Source organism: Leucobacter salsicius M1-8 (genome assembly GCF_000350525.1).
GTDB classification, from domain to species: Bacteria; Actinomycetota; Actinomycetes; order Actinomycetales; family Microbacteriaceae; genus Leucobacter; species Leucobacter salsicius.
In genome coordinates, this window is record NZ_AOCN01000022.1 from 60,618 (window position 1) to 75,973 (window position 15,356).

General features: G+C 65.0%; 13 protein-coding genes. 6 read left to right on the top strand and 7 right to left on the bottom strand.

Annotation, left to right across the window (positions count from 1 at the left end; genetic code table 11):
* The first annotated feature begins 55 nt into the window (after positions 1–55).
* Positions 56–664, top strand: a complete 609-nt coding sequence (locus tag C795_RS0109440; RefSeq protein WP_017793509.1) for a TetR/AcrR family transcriptional regulator — start codon at positions 56–58, stop codon at positions 662–664.
* Between the two features lie 6 nt (positions 665–670).
* On the opposite strand, the gene C795_RS0109445 is transcribed toward C795_RS0109440, so the two are convergent.
* Positions 671–1,378 (bottom strand): TetR/AcrR family transcriptional regulator, encoded by a 708-nt coding sequence (locus C795_RS0109445; protein WP_198008457.1) that lies wholly within the window; start codon positions 1,376–1,378, stop codon positions 671–673.
* A 179-nt stretch (positions 1,379–1,557) separates the two neighbouring features.
* On the opposite strand from C795_RS0109445, the gene C795_RS0109450 reads away from it, so the two are divergent.
* From C795_RS0109450 to C795_RS0109470, 5 genes are all read left to right on the top strand, one after another.
* Positions 1,558–3,219, top strand: a complete 1,662-nt coding sequence (locus C795_RS0109450; RefSeq protein WP_017793511.1) for an amidohydrolase — start codon at positions 1,558–1,560, stop codon at positions 3,217–3,219.
* Between the two features lie 12 nt (positions 3,220–3,231).
* Positions 3,232–4,884 carry an ABC transporter substrate-binding protein gene (locus C795_RS0109455; RefSeq protein ID WP_017793512.1) on the top strand — a complete coding sequence of 551 codons (1,653 nt, stop codon included), beginning with the start codon at positions 3,232–3,234 and terminating at the stop codon, positions 4,882–4,884.
* Positions 4,885–4,945: 61 nt separating this feature from the next.
* Positions 4,946–5,902 carry an ABC transporter permease gene (locus C795_RS0109460; RefSeq protein ID WP_017793513.1) on the top strand — a complete coding sequence of 319 codons (957 nt, stop codon included), beginning with the start codon at positions 4,946–4,948 and terminating at the stop codon, positions 5,900–5,902.
* On the top strand, positions 5,899–6,768 hold the full coding sequence (locus tag C795_RS0109465; RefSeq protein ID WP_017793514.1) for an ABC transporter permease: 870 nt from the start codon (positions 5,899–5,901) through the stop codon (positions 6,766–6,768). The genes C795_RS0109460 and C795_RS0109465 overlap by 4 nt, the downstream gene beginning before the upstream one ends.
* A complete protein-coding gene (locus C795_RS0109470) occupies positions 6,765–8,408 on the top strand; it encodes a dipeptide ABC transporter ATP-binding protein (RefSeq protein ID WP_017793515.1) in 1,644 nt (547 codons plus the stop codon). The genes C795_RS0109465 and C795_RS0109470 overlap by 4 nt, the downstream gene beginning before the upstream one ends.
* 156 nt (positions 8,409–8,564) lie before the next feature.
* On the opposite strand, the gene hpaD is transcribed toward C795_RS0109470, so the two are convergent.
* The 6 genes from hpaD to C795_RS0109500 form a co-directional block, all read right to left on the bottom strand.
* Positions 8,565–9,707, bottom strand: coding sequence for a 3,4-dihydroxyphenylacetate 2,3-dioxygenase (gene hpaD, locus C795_RS0109475; protein ID WP_017793516.1), 1,143 nt, complete (start codon positions 9,705–9,707; stop codon positions 8,565–8,567).
* A 40-nt stretch (positions 9,708–9,747) separates the two neighbouring features.
* The gene (gene hpaE / locus C795_RS0109480) at positions 9,748–11,250 is read right to left on the bottom strand and encodes a 5-carboxymethyl-2-hydroxymuconate semialdehyde dehydrogenase (protein WP_017793517.1); all 1,503 of its coding nucleotides are present in this window, start codon (positions 11,248–11,250) and stop codon (positions 9,748–9,750) included.
* Between the two features lie 50 nt (positions 11,251–11,300).
* Positions 11,301–11,969 (bottom strand): GntR family transcriptional regulator, encoded by a 669-nt coding sequence (locus C795_RS0109485; protein ID WP_017793518.1) that lies wholly within the window; start codon positions 11,967–11,969, stop codon positions 11,301–11,303.
* 2 nt (positions 11,970–11,971) lie between these two features.
* Positions 11,972–13,489 (bottom strand): fumarylacetoacetate hydrolase family protein, encoded by a 1,518-nt coding sequence (locus C795_RS0109490; protein WP_017793519.1) that lies wholly within the window; start codon positions 13,487–13,489, stop codon positions 11,972–11,974.
* A gap of 122 nt (positions 13,490–13,611) precedes the next feature.
* Positions 13,612–14,433: an HpcH/HpaI aldolase family protein gene (locus tag C795_RS0109495; protein WP_017793520.1), complete on the bottom strand. Its 822-nt coding sequence runs from the start codon at positions 14,431–14,433 to the stop codon at positions 13,612–13,614.
* Positions 14,418–15,203 carry a fumarylacetoacetate hydrolase family protein gene (locus tag C795_RS0109500; RefSeq protein WP_017793521.1) on the bottom strand — a complete coding sequence of 262 codons (786 nt, stop codon included), beginning with the start codon at positions 15,201–15,203 and terminating at the stop codon, positions 14,418–14,420. Before C795_RS0109500 ends, C795_RS0109495 begins: the two co-directional genes overlap by 16 nt.
* Between the last annotated feature and the right edge of the window lie 153 nt (positions 15,204–15,356).

The window sequence follows — 15,356 nt, forward strand, 5'->3', positions numbered from 1 at the left end:
ACGAACTCGTGGCTCGGTAATCGGAGGAGTGCACCGGGAGTAATAGGCTGAGGGCATGAATGCGACCGCGCGACGCCGCCTCGAACGCCGTGATGACATCATCAAGGCATTCTGGCGGGTCGCGCGGTCGCGCCCGCGTCGATCGGTCAACGTGCGCGCGGTCGCGGCCGAGGCCGCGATGAGCCCGGCAAACGTGCTGCACTACTTTGACACCCTTGACGAGCTGCAAATGACGGCCATCGCGGGCGCTATGGAACAGTTCTACGAACAGCGGCAGCGCATCCTCGACCGCTCCGACACTGCCGGTGCGCGCGTGGCGGCCATGATTCATGCGGGTGTGCCCGACGAAATTACCGACGAGGTGCGTCACGTCTACGAGAGTGTCGCAATCCTCGCCGAGCATCCCCAGTATCGGCCTGCCCACCGGGGGCTCACCGAACGGCAAATCATGCTCTACCGGGCGCTCATCGAAATCGGTGCCGGCACGGGAGAGTTCACCCTGGCCTCGCCACCAGGAGTCATCGCGCGCAACCTCGTCGCCCTTGAAGACGCGTACGACTTGTACCCGCTCGTGGGGGACATGACCCCGCGTGAAGAGTGTCGCGCCTCAGTGCGCAGTTATGCCGAGTTGGCCCTCGGGGTCGCACTGCCCCAGCCCCAGTAGCCGCACCTAGGCTGTGCGTGCAGTCACGATGCGCTCGGCTGACTGGATCACCGAGTCAACTCCGCGCATAAACAGCTCCCGGTCCTCGAGCGCTGCGAGCTGCAGGCTGCACTGCGCGATGCGCGGGTGCGTGCGTGGGTCGGCCAAAATGGGGCCGTCATACCATGGGCTTGGTGCGTCATCGCTGCTCTTGGGGTCTGACTCAGCATGCGCGATAGCGATACCAGAGGCCACAGAGAGGATGTGTGTGGAGAGCAGCGCGTAATGCTGCACTGCACCTTCTGCGTCCAGCCCTGCACGGGTGAACGCATCGAGCATGAGCTCGATCGCATCGTGCTCGCCGGGTCCGTGAGTCGTGAGGACCATTGCCTCTGCCGCGATCGCGGGGTGCGTGCGGTACTCCACGAGCGTGAACTGAGCCAGCTGACGCAGCCGTTCCTGCCAGTGTTCGGGTGGGGCAGTAACGGCTCGCACAGCGCGCGCATTCAGCTCGTCAAGGAGGGCCTCCATGAGGTGCTGCTTGTTGCGGAAATGCCGATAAATCGAGGTGGGGTCTGCACCGAGGCGCACCCCCAGTTCCTTTGCGTGAAGGGTGGCACCGCGCGTCTCCTGCGCGACTTCGAGAGCCGCTTCGATGATGAGCTCTTGATCGAGGCGCACTTTCCCTGAGCGGCGACCAGAGCTACCTCCGGCCCGCTTACTGATTTGAGTCATCGACGCAGTCCTTCCTTGACCGGTCTCAATCGTGCCACACCGGTGTGGCATCTGTGGTTGTTGAACCGCTGTGACCAATGATCACGTCTTGGCAACGCACTTGTCAACTCGGTTGACAAGTGCGTTGCAAACTGGTTACGCTCGGCTCACCGCATTCAAAGAAGATGAGAGGCCCGACAATGACCGTCGATCTGCTATTTACCGGAGGCGCCGTATTTACGGGCTCTGGCGAACCCCTCACCGGCTATTCCGTCGCTGTAACGGGAGACCGCATCACTGCGCTCGTACCCGATGCCGAGGCAGAAGCCTTGGCCGGTGAGCAGACCCGACGCGTCGAGTTGGAAGGGGCCCTGCTTTCTCCCGGGTTCCAAGACGCCCACGCGCACCCAATCAGCGCAGGCGTTGAACTATTGCAGTGCAACCTCACCGAAACCGAGAGCGCCGAGGAAGCGGTCGCGGCCATCGCGGCCTACGCTGCTGCGAACCCCAACGAGCCCTGGATCCTAGGTGCCGGCTGGTCCATGGACCACTACCCGGGAGGCGCCCCGACGCGGGAGCTCATCGACGCAGTGCTACCCGACCGCCCCGTGTACCTCTCGAGCCGAGATCACCACAGCGGGTGGGCAAACACCGCCGCGATTCGGCTCGCGGGCCTCGACGCCACGACCCCCGATCCCGAAGACGGACGTATCGAGCGCGAAGCCGATGGCTTCCCCGCCGGAACCTTTCACGAGGGTGCAGGCGACCTGTTTGCTGACGTTCGGCCCGAGACCACGCCCGAACTCGCTTACCGCGGCCTCCTACGCGCGCAGGATGAACTCCTGCCTCTCGGAATTACGGCCTGGCAGGACGCGTGGGTCGGCGACGGCGGCCCCGGCACGGGCGGCCGCGCGGCCTACCTGCGCGCCGTCGAAGAGGGCACACTGAAGGTGCACGTCGTGGGCGCACAGTGGTGGGAACGCGATCGGGGCATCGAACAGCTCGACCGAATCCTTGAACTGCGCGAAGAGCGCCTCTCAAGCGGTTCGAATGATCGTTTCGAACTCGGCACCGTCAAGATCATGGTCGATGGTGTCGCCGAGAACTACACCGCCTCGATGATCGAACCGTACCGCGACGCAGACGGCCACGACACCTGCAATCACGGCATCTCATTTCTCGATCGCGACACCATGTTCGAAGCGGTGAAGCGCCTCGACGCTGCCGGCATGCAGGTGCACTTCCACGCACTGGGCGACAAAGCGGTGCGCGACGCGCTCGACGCAGTCGAGGCCGCCCGCGCAGCCAATGGCCCGAGCAATGGACGGCACCACCTCGCTCACCTGCAGGTCGTCACCGAAGCCGATGCGAAGCGATTCGTCGACGTGGATGCCACGGCGAACCTCCAGGCCCTGTGGGCCACGCACGAGGACCAGCTTGACACCCTGACTCTGCCGTTCCTGCAGGAGGGCGCGGTGAACCGCCAGTACCCATTTGGTGACCTCCACGCCGCGGGCACTCGCCTCGCCGCCGGGAGCGACTGGCCCGTATCGAGTGCGGATCCGCTCGCCGCAATACACATTGCTGTCACCCGGGTCGCGCCGGGCTACGACGCTGAACCGCTTGGTGGCACCCACCAGCAACTCGACCTCGCCACCGCGTTCGCCGCTTACACCTCGGGTAGTGCGTACGTGAATCACCGGGATCACGACACCGGTCACATTCGTGAGGGCTACCTCGCCAACCTTGTCGTCGTGGAACCTAACCCCTTCGCTATCCCCTCAGACGAGATCCACCAGGCCCAGGTCACCTCGACCTGGATCGAGGGGGAGCCCGTCTACACCCGTCCCGAATCCGAATAGGAGCACACAACAATGTCTGTCTTCACGAAACGCACACTCCGCCGCAGCGGTGTAGCGATCGCCGCGGGCACTGCCGCCCTCGCGCTCGCGCTCACCGGCTGCTCGGCACAATCTGCCCCCGAGGCGAGTGCACCCTTTGAATGGAAGCTCACTGATCAGACGGCCGCGCCGTCGGGGGACATCGAATCTATTGACTGGGCGAGCTACGCTGAGCCCTTCTCCCTCGACTACGCCTACGCGTTCGACTACTCGGACAATCAGGTGCTCGCAAACATGTGTGAGTCGCTGCTGCGCCTCAACCCCGACTTCTCGCTGTCGCCCGGCCTCGCAGAATCGTTTACGAACCCTGAGCCGACGAAGTGGGTTTATCAGATTCGCGATGGCGTGAAGTTCCATGACGGGACCGTCATGACCGCAGACGATGTGGTCGCCTCGATGAGTCGCCACCTCGACCCCGAGGTTGGTTCGTCATGGTTCAGCGTGTACCAGAACGTGGCATCGATCGAAAAGACAGGCGACCTTGAGGTCACCGTAACGACGACGATCCCCGACTCGCAGTTCAACCTTGGAATGGGCGGGGTCGCGGGTGTGGTCGAGTCAGCCGCAACCCTGACCGAGCTCGGAGCTGATTACGGTAACTCCTCGGGCGGTGTCAACTGCACCGGTCCGTTCGCATTTGACTCGTGGAAGTCGGGCGAAGCGCTCACGATGAAGCGCTTCGACGAGTACTGGGACAAAGATCTCGCCGCCAAGAGCGATACCTTCAAGTTCGTCTTCATGACCGACGCCAACGCGCGTATCAATGCCATCAAGGCCGGTGAGGTGGACGGTAGCTGGTTGCTGCCGATGGACGCCGTACGCAGCATCGAAGCCGAGGCCCCGGGCGAAGTGTTGTTTGGTCTCAACACGTCGGTGGCCGACCTCATCGTCTCGAACCTGGACGGCCCACTCGGTGACGTGCGTGTCCGCCAGGCCCTGCTCATGGCAATCGACCGTCAGGGCATTCTTGACGCTGCCTACAGCGGCGTCGGTACCGTCTCTGACGTCCTGACCACCGACGCCGTGTGGCTCGACGCCGACCCGTCCGCGAAGGAAGCTGCGTTCAACGATATTCAGCAGTACGACTTCGACATCGAAGCCGCGAAGAAGCTCGTGGACGAAGCGGGTGTTGCCGGTGAAGAAATCACGATCGTCACCGCCCCCATCGGCCAAGAGTTTGCCGTGATCTCCCAGGCTACGGCTGCGGCCGCCAAGGCGATTGGACTCGACGCCAAGATCGAGACCGTGACCCCCGCCGCGTACACGACGCTCTTCGCTGACCCGAGCGCACGAGAGGGCTCGGACCTGTTCTTTACGATCTGGTACCTGTCGAGCCCCGACCCGCTCGAAATGTACAGCGTGCTGCGCACCGGTGAGTTCAGCAACTACGGAGAGTGGTCAAACCCAGAGTACGACGCACTCATCACCGAAGCAGTGTCGACGATGGATCCGATCGAGCGCAGCAAGCTGACCGCTCAGGCGCAGCAGCTCACCAATGAAGAACTTCCCTGGTTGCCGCTGTTCGAGATTCCGAATGCGGCCTACATGAGCGACCGAGTGACGGGTATGTCGCCCTCGATCAACTTCATGTACTTCCCCTGGGCCGCTCAGCTCGGCGCCCGCTAACCCCCCCTTTGAGGGGCCGGGTAAAGCTGCCCGGCCCCTCGCCTAACTCGGAGATCCGACGATGACATACGCGCGACGCATTGCCTCGAAGCTCGGTGCGCTCTTTCTCACGCTGTTCCTCGCCTCACTGCTCGTCTTTTTCTCGCGCTTTATCGTTCCCGGTGATCCGGTCCGGTTCTTGCTGCGCGGACGTAAGCCGAGCGAAGGGGCCGTGGCCGCAGTGAAGGAGCAGTACGGACTCGACCTTCCGCCTTGGGAACAGTACTGGAACTGGATTATGGGCATCTTCCAGGGTGACCTGGGCCGCTCACTACAGTTTCGCCAGGATGTGGCTACCGTGATCGGTGACAGGCTCCCCGTGACTTTGGGCCTCGTGGTGATGGCCGGACTCATCATCGGTATTATCGGGCTGGCCTCGGGTGTCATAGCCGCCCTCAACCGCGGCAAGCTCGCGGACCGCGCGATCCTGATCTTCTTGACGATCCTGGGTGCAATTCCCTCATTCGTTGGCTCGATTGTGCTGATCGCAGTGTTCTCGGTGTCGCTCGGATGGTTCCCCACCTTCGGATCCGGCGACGGATTTTGGGACACGATTTACCACCTCTTCCTCCCGTCCCTCGCCCTCGGCATCGTGTTCATCGTGCTCGTGGGCAAGGTGACCCGCTCCTCCATGGTCGAGCAGATCGGCCGGGAGCACGTCGAGGTCGCGACGAGCCGCGGGCTGCCGCGCGCAACCGTGATTCGCCGCCACGTGTTCCGCAACTCCATTAGCCCCATCGTGACGGTCTCGGGCGTGCTTGTCGCAGGACTGCTCGTCGCGAGCACCATCGTCGAGGCCGCGTTCGGCATTTCGGGGCTTGGCTCACTGCTCGTGCAGTCGGTCGACCGTCTCGACTTCCCGGTCGTGCAGGCCATCGTGCTGTTCGTCGTGGCAGCGTTCGTCGTAGTGAACGCGATCATCGACCTCTTCGAACCCTTGATTGACCCACGCGCAGCGGCAGGAGCTGAAGCACGATGACCTCTCTCACTACTCCCACTACCGCGGTGCGCGTTATGCGCGCCCCCCGCAAACGTCGCTCGAGCGTCCTGTTCACCATCAGCGTCGGAGTGCTGTTCGTCGTCGTGCTCGCTGCGGCACTCGCGCCGTGGATCGCACCCTACGACCCCGACGAGGTCGACTTTCTCGCCTTCAACGCCGGCCCCAGCGCCGCGCACTGGCTCGGAACCGACGGCCTCGGCCGTGACCTGCTGAGCCGCATGATCTTTGGCGCTCGCACCGCCCTCCTCGGGCCACTACTCGTGGTCGCCTCGTCGACCGTCTTTGGCATCCTGCTCGGCCTCCTCGCCGGCTGGCGGGGCGGATGGATCGACGCGATCCTGAGCCGCGTGTTCGACGTGATCTTCTCGTTCCCCGCGCTGCTGATCGCCATCATGGCCGTCGCACTGTTTGGCAAGGGCCTCACCGCTCCGATCATCGCCATGAGCCTCGCCTACATCCCGTACGTGGCTCGTCTCACCCGGTCGCTCGTGGCGGCCGAGAAGACTCGCCCCTATGTTTCGGCCTACCGGGTACAGGGCTTCGGCGGACCGTGGATCGCCCTGCGCCGGGTACTCCCCAACATCGTGCCCATCGTGGGTGCGCAGTCGACTCTGAACTTCGGGTACGTGCTCGCCGAGCTCGCGGGCCTGTCGTTCCTGGGACTGGGCGTGCAGGCGCCCGCGTCTGACTGGGGTTCGATGATCAACCAGGCGCAGGCCGGCCTCGTGGGCGGGCATTTCCTCCCCGCCGTCGTGCCTGCCGTCGCAGTCGTGATCGTCGTGGTCGTCGTCAACATCATCGGTGAAGAACTCTCAGACCGCATTGGCGGAGGTGCATCAGCATGACCCTGCTCGATATCTCATCATTTACACTCGACCTGCCCACGGGCAAGCGACTTCTAGACGACATCACCATCAAGGTGGCCGCGGGCGAAACCGTGGGGCTCGTGGGGGAGTCCGGATCCGGCAAATCCCTCACGGCCCGCTCCGTGCTCGGCCTGCTGCCCGATCGCGCCGAGGTCGACGGATCGGTACGCATCGCGGGTCAGGAAGTGCTCGGCGCGAGCAAGAGCGAGCTGCTGGGGATTCGCCGCACGCGCGCGTCGATGATCTTCCAGGATCCCCGCGCGGGCATCAACCCGATGCGCACAATCGGCGACCACATGACCGAGTCGCTCAGGCTGTGCATGGGCGTACCGGCGGCGAAGGCCCGCGAGCAGGCCATCGAGCTGCTGCGCGCGGTGCGGCTGCCGCGGCCCGAGGATCACATGTCGCAGCACCCGCACGAGTTCTCGGGCGGCATGCTGCAGCGCGTCATGATCGCGAGCGCGCTCACGAGCTCGCCTGAGCTGCTCATCTGTGATGAGCCGACCACCGCGCTCGACGTGACCACCCAGGCCGAGATCATCCAGGTGCTCCAGGAGCAGCGCGAGGCGCGTCAGATGGGCATGCTGTTCATCACGCACGACCTGCATCTGGCGGCATCGATCTGTGACCGCGTGTACGTCATGAGCGCGGGCCAGGTCGAGGAAGAGGGCACGGCCAGGCGCATCTTCCTGAGCCCGTCAACCGACTACACGAAGAAGCTCATTGCGGCCACGCCGAGCATCGACGTGTCGCCCGAGGAAGCCGCGGAGCTTGCGGCTGCTCGAGCAGCGGGCGGTATTGCGCCCGCTGACGCGCTGGCGGTGAACCCCGACGCGAAGCCCATGGTGTTCGTGAAGGAGCTGTCAAAGACCTATCACCCGCGCGGCCGCGAATCCGTCAAGGCCGTGATCGGGGCCGATCTTGTGATCCCGCGCGGTGGTTCGCTCGGGGTCGTGGGCGAATCCGGATCGGGCAAGTCCACGCTCGCCCGCATGATCGTGGGGCTCGAGCAGCCCGACGCGGGGGAGATCCTCATCGCGGGCGCCTCGCGAGTCGCTCCGCCCAAGAACCGAGCCGAGCGGATCGCGCGGGCACGCAGCGTGCAAATGGTGTTCCAGGATCCGTACCTGTCACTGGACCCGCGCATCGCAGCGGGACGCACCGTCGAGGACGCGCTGCGTCTCCACACGAAGCTTGATCGCGATGGCGCGCGGCGCCGTGCGATCGAGATGCTGGAAGCAGTTGGGCTGCAGGAGGAGCACGCGCAGGCGCTGCCGCGCACCCTTTCGGGTGGGCAGCGCCAGCGCGTAGCACTCGCCCGCGCGATCGCGGTGGAGCCTGACCTGCTGGTCATGGACGAGGCGACGAGTGCGCTCGACGTGTCGGTTCAGGCGCAGGTGCTCGACCTCATCGACCGGGTGCGTGAGGAACGCGGTCCCACTATTCTGTTCATCAGCCATGACCTCGGTGTCGTGCGCCGCGTGTGTGACGAGACGGTCGTGATGCGGCGCGGCGAGATCGTCGAAGCGGGGGAGACCGAGTCGCTGCTCGCCAATCCGCAGCACGAGTACACGCGCACGCTGATCGACTCGGTGCCCAAGCCCGCCTGGGTCGCATAGCGGCAACAGAGTTACGCTAGAACGCCTCGGAGACCCCCTTCTCCGAGGCGTTCTTTTTTGTGGCAGAACCCTCGCCCATACACAGCAAAATCCCCGGGGTGCGCATGCACCCCGGGGATTGATCCGGATCAGAAGCGGCCAGCAGCCGCCCGAGACCTAGAGCGTGTTGCCGAGCTTGAAGCCCTTCTCGCCGTCTTCGTCACGCGTGTACGAGAAACCGTCGGCACCGATGGTCACGGCCATCTCGGAGTCGTGCTCGCGGGCGATGACGGGCTGCGGGTTACCGTCGAGGTCGAGCACGAGCGAGCCGTCCGTGTACCAAGAAGGAACGACGGGGTTGCCCCACCAGTCGCGGCGCTGGTTGTCGTGCACGTCCCAGGTGACGACCGGGTTGTCGGGGTCACCCGTGTAGTAGTCCTGGGTGTAAACCTCGACGCGGTGGCCGTCGGGATCGCGCAGGTACAGGTAGAACGCGTTCGAGACGCCGTGGCGGCCCGGGCCACGCTCGATGCTGTCGGAGCGGCGCAGTGCCCCCAGCTTGTCGCAGATCGCGAGAATGTTGTGCTTCTCGTGCGTCGCGAAGCAGACGTGGTGCATGCGCGGGCCGTCGCCGCCCGTCATGGCGGTGTCGTGCACGGTCGGCTTGCGGCGCATCCACGCGGCGTAGACGGTGCCCTCGTTGTCCTGAATGTCCTCGGTGACGCGGAAGCCCAGGTTCTGCATGTAGCCCACGGCGCGGGGCACATCGGGGGTGATCTGGTTGAAGTGATCGAGACGCACGAGCTCGCCGGGGATGTGCAGGTCGTAGCGCCACGACATCCGCTCGGTGTGCTCCGTCTGGTAGAAGAACTCGTACGGGAAGCCGAGCGGGTCGATGACGCGCACCGAGTCACCGATGCCCTTTACGAAGCCGTTCGGGTTGCGGCGTACCTCGCAGCCGAGCTCTTCGAAGAAGGCCACGGCCTTGTCGAGGTCCTCGGGGGTGCGCACACGGTACGAGAACACGGCGACGGCTGCGACCGGCCCCTTGCGCAGCACGAGATTGTGGTGGATGAACTCCTCGGTCGAGCGGAGGTAGATCGCCTCGTCGTCCTCGGTCGTGACGTACAGGCCGAGCACGTCGACGTAGAACTCACGCGATGCGGCGAGGTCGGTGACGATGAGCTCCATGTACGCGCAGCGCAGGATGTCGGGCGCCTCAGAGGTGGCCGTGGGGATCGGGTTGGGAGCCGAGATGGGGGCCTCCTTGGTGACCCAGAATCCTGACGACTGCTTGTCGCTTTCGTTGAGCTTTGACATAATTTCGCTTCCTTGCGTGTGGTGTCGTGTGTCTGTCGAGTTACTTGGCCGAGCCTGCGCCGAAGCGGGGCGAGTGGGCCTCGTTGAGCGTGATCTGGATCGACTGCTGCGTCGTGTAGAAGTCCACCGAGCGGTAGCCGCCCTCGCGGCCGAGACCCGAGGCCTTGACGCCACCGAACGGGGTGCGCAGGTCGCGCACGTTGTTCGAGTTCAGCCAGACCATGCCCGACTCGATGCCGTGCGCGAAGTTGTGCGCGCGCTTCAGGTTCGAAGTCCAGACGTAGGCTGCGAGGCCGTACTTCGTGTTGTTCGCGAGCTCGAGTGCCTCTTCGTCGGTGTCGAAGGGGGTGATCGCGACGACGGGGCCGAAGATCTCCTCCTGGAAGATACGGGCGTCGGGTGCGACGTCAGCGAAGACAGTCGGGGCGACGTAGTTGCCCTCGGGGAAGCCCTCGGGGCGGCCGCCGCCGGCGACGAGGCGACCCTCGCCCTTGCCGATCTCGACGTAGCTCATAACCTTCTCGAAGTGGCTCGGGTGCACGAGTGCGCCGACCTCGGTGGCCGGATCGCTGGGCAGGCCCACCACGATGTTCTTCGCGCGCTCGGCGTAGCGCTCGACAAAGTCGTCGTAGATGTCGCGGTGCACGAGCACGCGGCTGCCCGCGGTGCAGCGCTCGCCGTTCAGGCTGAACACGCTGAAGACGGTGGCGTCGAGCGCCTCCTCGAGATCGGCGTCGGCGAAGACGACCGAAGGGCTCTTGCCGCCGAGCTCGAGCGACAGGCTCTTGAGCTGGGGAGCGGCGTTTGTCGAGATCATCGCGCCGGTCGAGCTGTCGCCCGTGAACGAGATGAGGGGAACGTCGGGGTGCTTGACGAGAGCGTCGCCGGCGACGCCTCCTGAGCCGAGGATCAGGTTGAAGACGCCCTCGGGGAGGCCGGCCTCGCGGAAGATCTCGGGCCACAGAGCAGCTGAGAGCGGCGTGTAGCTGGCGGGCTTCATGACGACCGTGTTGCCGGTCGCGATGGCCGGAGCGAGCTTCCACGACTCCTGCATGAACGGCACGTTCCAGGGGGTGATGAGGCCTGCAACGCCGATGGGCTTGCGGTTGACGTAGTTGATTTGGCGGCCGGGTACCTTGAACGTGTTGTCCTCCTGCGCGACGATCAGGTCGGCGAAGAAGCGGAAGTTCTCGGCGGCACGACGTGCCTGGCCCTTGGCTTGCGTGATCGGCAGGCCCGAGTCCCAGCTCTCGATGAGCGCGAGCTGCTCGTCGCGCGACTCGACGATGTCGGCGATCTTGTGCAGAATGCGCGAGCGCTCCCGGGGCAGCATCTTGGGCCAGGGGCCCTCGTCAAACGCGCGCTTAGCCGAAGCGACGGCCAGATCGACGTCCTCCTTCTGCGCCGACGCCGACATGATGTAAACCTCGTTCGATACGGGCTCGATGACCTCAAACTCGGCGCCGCCGATCGAGTCGACGAACTTGCCGTCGATGAAGTGCTGGATCTTTTCGGGCAGGCCCTCGGGCTTGATGTGGGTCATGATGTCTCCTTCGTTGGAAAATGAATCGTGAAAGTATGAAAAGTTGTTGGCTAGTGTGGCGCGAACGCGTCTTGCTCGGCCTGGTGGGCGAGCACCGCGTCGAGCGTGGCGATGCGATGCTCGCGGGCCATGAGCTCGACCTCGAGCGGCTCGGCGCCCTGCTCAATGAGATCAAGCAGGCGGTCGTGTTCATTCACCGATTCGTTCGCGCGGCCTGGTACGAAGCTGAACGAGGAGTTTCGCAGCACCTTCATGCGGTTCCAGCCGCGGTGCACGAGATCGAGAATATGCGGGTTGGGGCATGTCTCGAAGAGCACGCTGTGAAACTCAAGGTTCAGGGCGGTGAATGACTGCGGGTCAAACGCGGTGAGTGACTCTCGCATGGTCTGATTGATCGCGCGGGCGCGACGAATCTGATCCGGCGTAATGTGCGGGGCGGCAAGCCCCGTCGCCGAGCCCTCCACGAGCGCGAGGGTCTGCATCGTGTGCAGGTACTCGGTCTCCTTGACCAGCGAGACCTGCGCCCCCACATTGCGTTCGAACGTTACGAACTGCTCGGCCTCGAGGCGACGAATCGCCTCGCGTACCGGCACGACCGACATGTCGAGCTCGGCCGCGATCGGGGCCAGCACGAGCCGATAGCCCGGCACGTACTGGCCGCTGTCGATGCGGCTCCGGATCAGGTTGTATGCCCGTTCCGACTTGGACTCGGCGGCCATGATTAGCCCTGGCCTGCCTGAATTGCCTGTGCCGCGATGTCCGCGTCGTAGCGAGCGCGCCACCCGGCGTTCATAGGGAAGAGGCCATCGACGGCCTCGCCCTCGGCGACGCGGGCGGCGACCCACTCGTCCTGCTGCTCTTGCGCGGCGGCCTCGCGGGCCACCTCGTCGAGCAGGAACGGCGGGATCACGATGACGCCGTCGCGGTCGCCCATGATGACGTCGCCCGGCTGTACCGCGGCGCCGCCACAGGCGATCGTGACGTCGGTCTCCCACGGCACGTGCTTGCGGCCGAGCACGCTCGGGTGGGCGCCCTGCGAGAACACGGGAATGTCGAACTCGGTGACGGCCGAGTAGTCGCGCACGCCGCCGTCGGTCACGATTCCGACCGCGCCGCGCACCTGAGCGCGCAGAGCGAGCACGTCGCCCACAGTGCCGGTGCCGCGCACGCCTCGCGCCTCGACGACGATGACCTCGCCGGGGTTGACCGTGTCGAACGCACGCTTCTGGGCGTTGAAGCCGCCCGCGTGGCTCTTGAAGAGGTCGGGGCGGAACGGGATCATGCGCAGCGTCTTGGCGACGCCGAGGATCTGGTCGCCCTCGTGGTTCGGGTGGACACCATCGATGAAGATATCGACGTAGCCGCGCTTGCGCAACGAAGCCGAAACAGTGGCGACCGCGACGTTCTTGAGTAGCGCGCGGATCTCGTCGTTCAGCGGGTGGGGCTCTTCGGCCGTGGCAGGCTCATCGAGCGGGTTGGCGCGGCCGGCTGCAACCGCCGCTGCGTGTTCGGCCTCGCTGCCCCACGCCTCGATGCGCTGCAGGTCAGTGGCCTGGGGCTTGTTGCCAAAATCGCCGAATGCGTGGCTGCCCTGCGTGACGGTGGTCACGAGGCGGCCGGTCGTGGGAGCGCCGGGGGCGTTCGGGGCATCGACCTCGACCTCGACGACGTCGCCGGGGACGATTACGGAAGACCCCGCGGGGGTGCCGGTGAGAATCACATCGCCCGTCTCGAGCGTCATGTGCTGCGAGAGGTCTGCGACGAGCTGCCCGAACGTGAACTTGAGCGTGTCGGTGGTGTCGTCTTGGACGATATCGCCGTTGACCCAGGTGCGCACGCGCCAGTCGCCCTCGCCGATGCCTGCGGTGTCAATGGCCTTGGGGCCGATCGGGGTAAAGCCGTCGCCGCCCTTGTTGCGCACGTTTGAGCCCTTGTCGGCTGCGCGCAGGTCATAGAGGCCGAAGTCGTTGGCGGCGGTGACGCTGGCGACGTGCTTCCAGCCCTCGTCGGGGGAGACCCAGCGGGCCGGCTCGCCAATAACGAGAGCGATCTCACCCTCGAACGCGAGGAGTTCGGTGCCGGCGGGGCGCTCGATCGTGCCACCCGTGGGGGCGAGCGAGGACGCTGGCTTGAAGAAGTACGACGGGAACTCCGGCGTGCGCCCGCGCTGCTGAATGCGGGAAGGATAGTTGAGATGGACCGCAATAATCTTGCCGGGAGTCTCGATGCCGTACGTCATAGCTACCTCGCTTCGTCGTTGTATTTCAAATGATATACGATCTGAAATTGTTTGTCACGCGCGCGCTGTGTCCGGTCGCCCGGGGTGACCGTGAGAAAAGAGGCGCAGGATCCAGCCGCCAGCTAGTAGCTGGCGCGGGGAGTGGCTGATCCGGAGCTGCCCAGGAAGCGATCGACGATCGCCTCCGTTTGGCGCGCAAGGATCGCAACATCGGCGCCGACCGCGACGAACGAGGCGCCGGCGACCAGATAGCGATCGGCATCCTCGTGCACGAACGTGTTGACGCCCACGGGCTTGCCCGCGTCGCGGCCCGCCTGGATGGCGCGCATCACGTTTGCGATGACATCGGGGTGATTCTGCTGGCCCAGCAAACCCATCGAGGCCGCGAGATCGGAGGGGCCGACGAAGATCGCGTCGATGCCCTCCGTGCCCACGATCGCCTCGACATTGCTCACGGCCTCGGCTGACTCGATCTGCACCGTGAGTGAGATCGTGTCGCGGGCCCGACCGAGGTAGCCCTCGACGCGGTTCCAGCGGGCCGAGCGTGCGAGCGCCGAGCCGACCCCGCGCACGCCGCCGCCCTGACCGTCGGGGTAGCGCACCGCGCGCGCGACCTGCACGGCCTGCTCAGCGGTGTCGACCATGGGAATCAGCAGATTCTGTGCGCCGATGTCGAGGTACTGCTTGATCGTGACGGTGTCACCGAAGGGCGGGCGCACGACCGGTGCGACAGGGTAGGCAGCCATCGCGTGCAACTGCGCGAGGATCGACTCGAGGCCGTTGGGGGAGTGTTCGGCGTCGAGGAGCACCCAATCGCAGCCGCTGCCGGCCACGATCTCGGCGGTGACCGCGCTGCCAGCGCAGGCCCACAGGCCGACCAGCGGGCGGTCGCTCGCCTGGATCCGGTCGCGCAGCGTGGGGGGCAGGGTTAGATGAACCGGCACGTGACGCTCCCGAACTCGTTGTAGTCGGCGTGTACGGTGTCGCCGCGCTCGACCCACATGGGCTTGGTGAACGAGCCCGCGAGGATGATCTCGCCCGCCTCGAGCGACTGGCCGTGCTGTGCAAGCTTGTTGGCGAGCCAGGCCACGCCGAGGGCGGGGTGGCCGAGGATTGCGCCCGCAACGCCCGAGTCCTCGATGGTCTCGTTGCGGTAGAGCAGCGCCTTGGCCCAGGTGAGGTCGACGTCGTTGACCTTCATGGGGCGGCCGCCCACGACCATGGCGCCCATCGCGGCGTTGTCGCTGATCGTGTCGACAATCGTGCGGCCCTCGAGCTCGAGGTGCGAGTTCAGGATCTCGAGCGCGGGCACCACGTAGGCGGTGGCGTCGAGCACGTCGAACAGTGTCACGTTGGGGCCCGAGAGGGGCTTGGCGAGCACGAAGGCGAGCTCGACCTCGATGCGAACGTTTGAGAAGCGATCGAATTCGAGCACCGCGCCCGATTCGTGCACCATGTCGTCATGGATTACGCCGTAGTCGGGCTCAGAAATGCCGGTCGCGACCTGCATCACCTTCGAGGTGAGACCGATCTTGTGGCCCACGAGGCGTGCACCGTTCGCGATGCGGCGATCTGACCACTCCTTCTGGATCGCGTACGAATCCTCGATCTGCATGTCGGGGTAGCGGGAGGTGAGCTTGGGGAGGATCGTGCGATCCTTGTCTGCCTGGACCAGTTCGTCGGCGATCGCGATGATCTGTGATTGTTCGAGCACGTGTTCTCCACTTCGATGGGGGCGTGATCAGATCGTATACGATTTGGGGCTCGGGTGTCATCTTTCTTCGTTTCCGATTTGTTACGAAAAGCGGAGTTGTGCTTATTGTCAACATGCGTAGAATGAAACGCGACGACACGTGGAAGTGCCGTC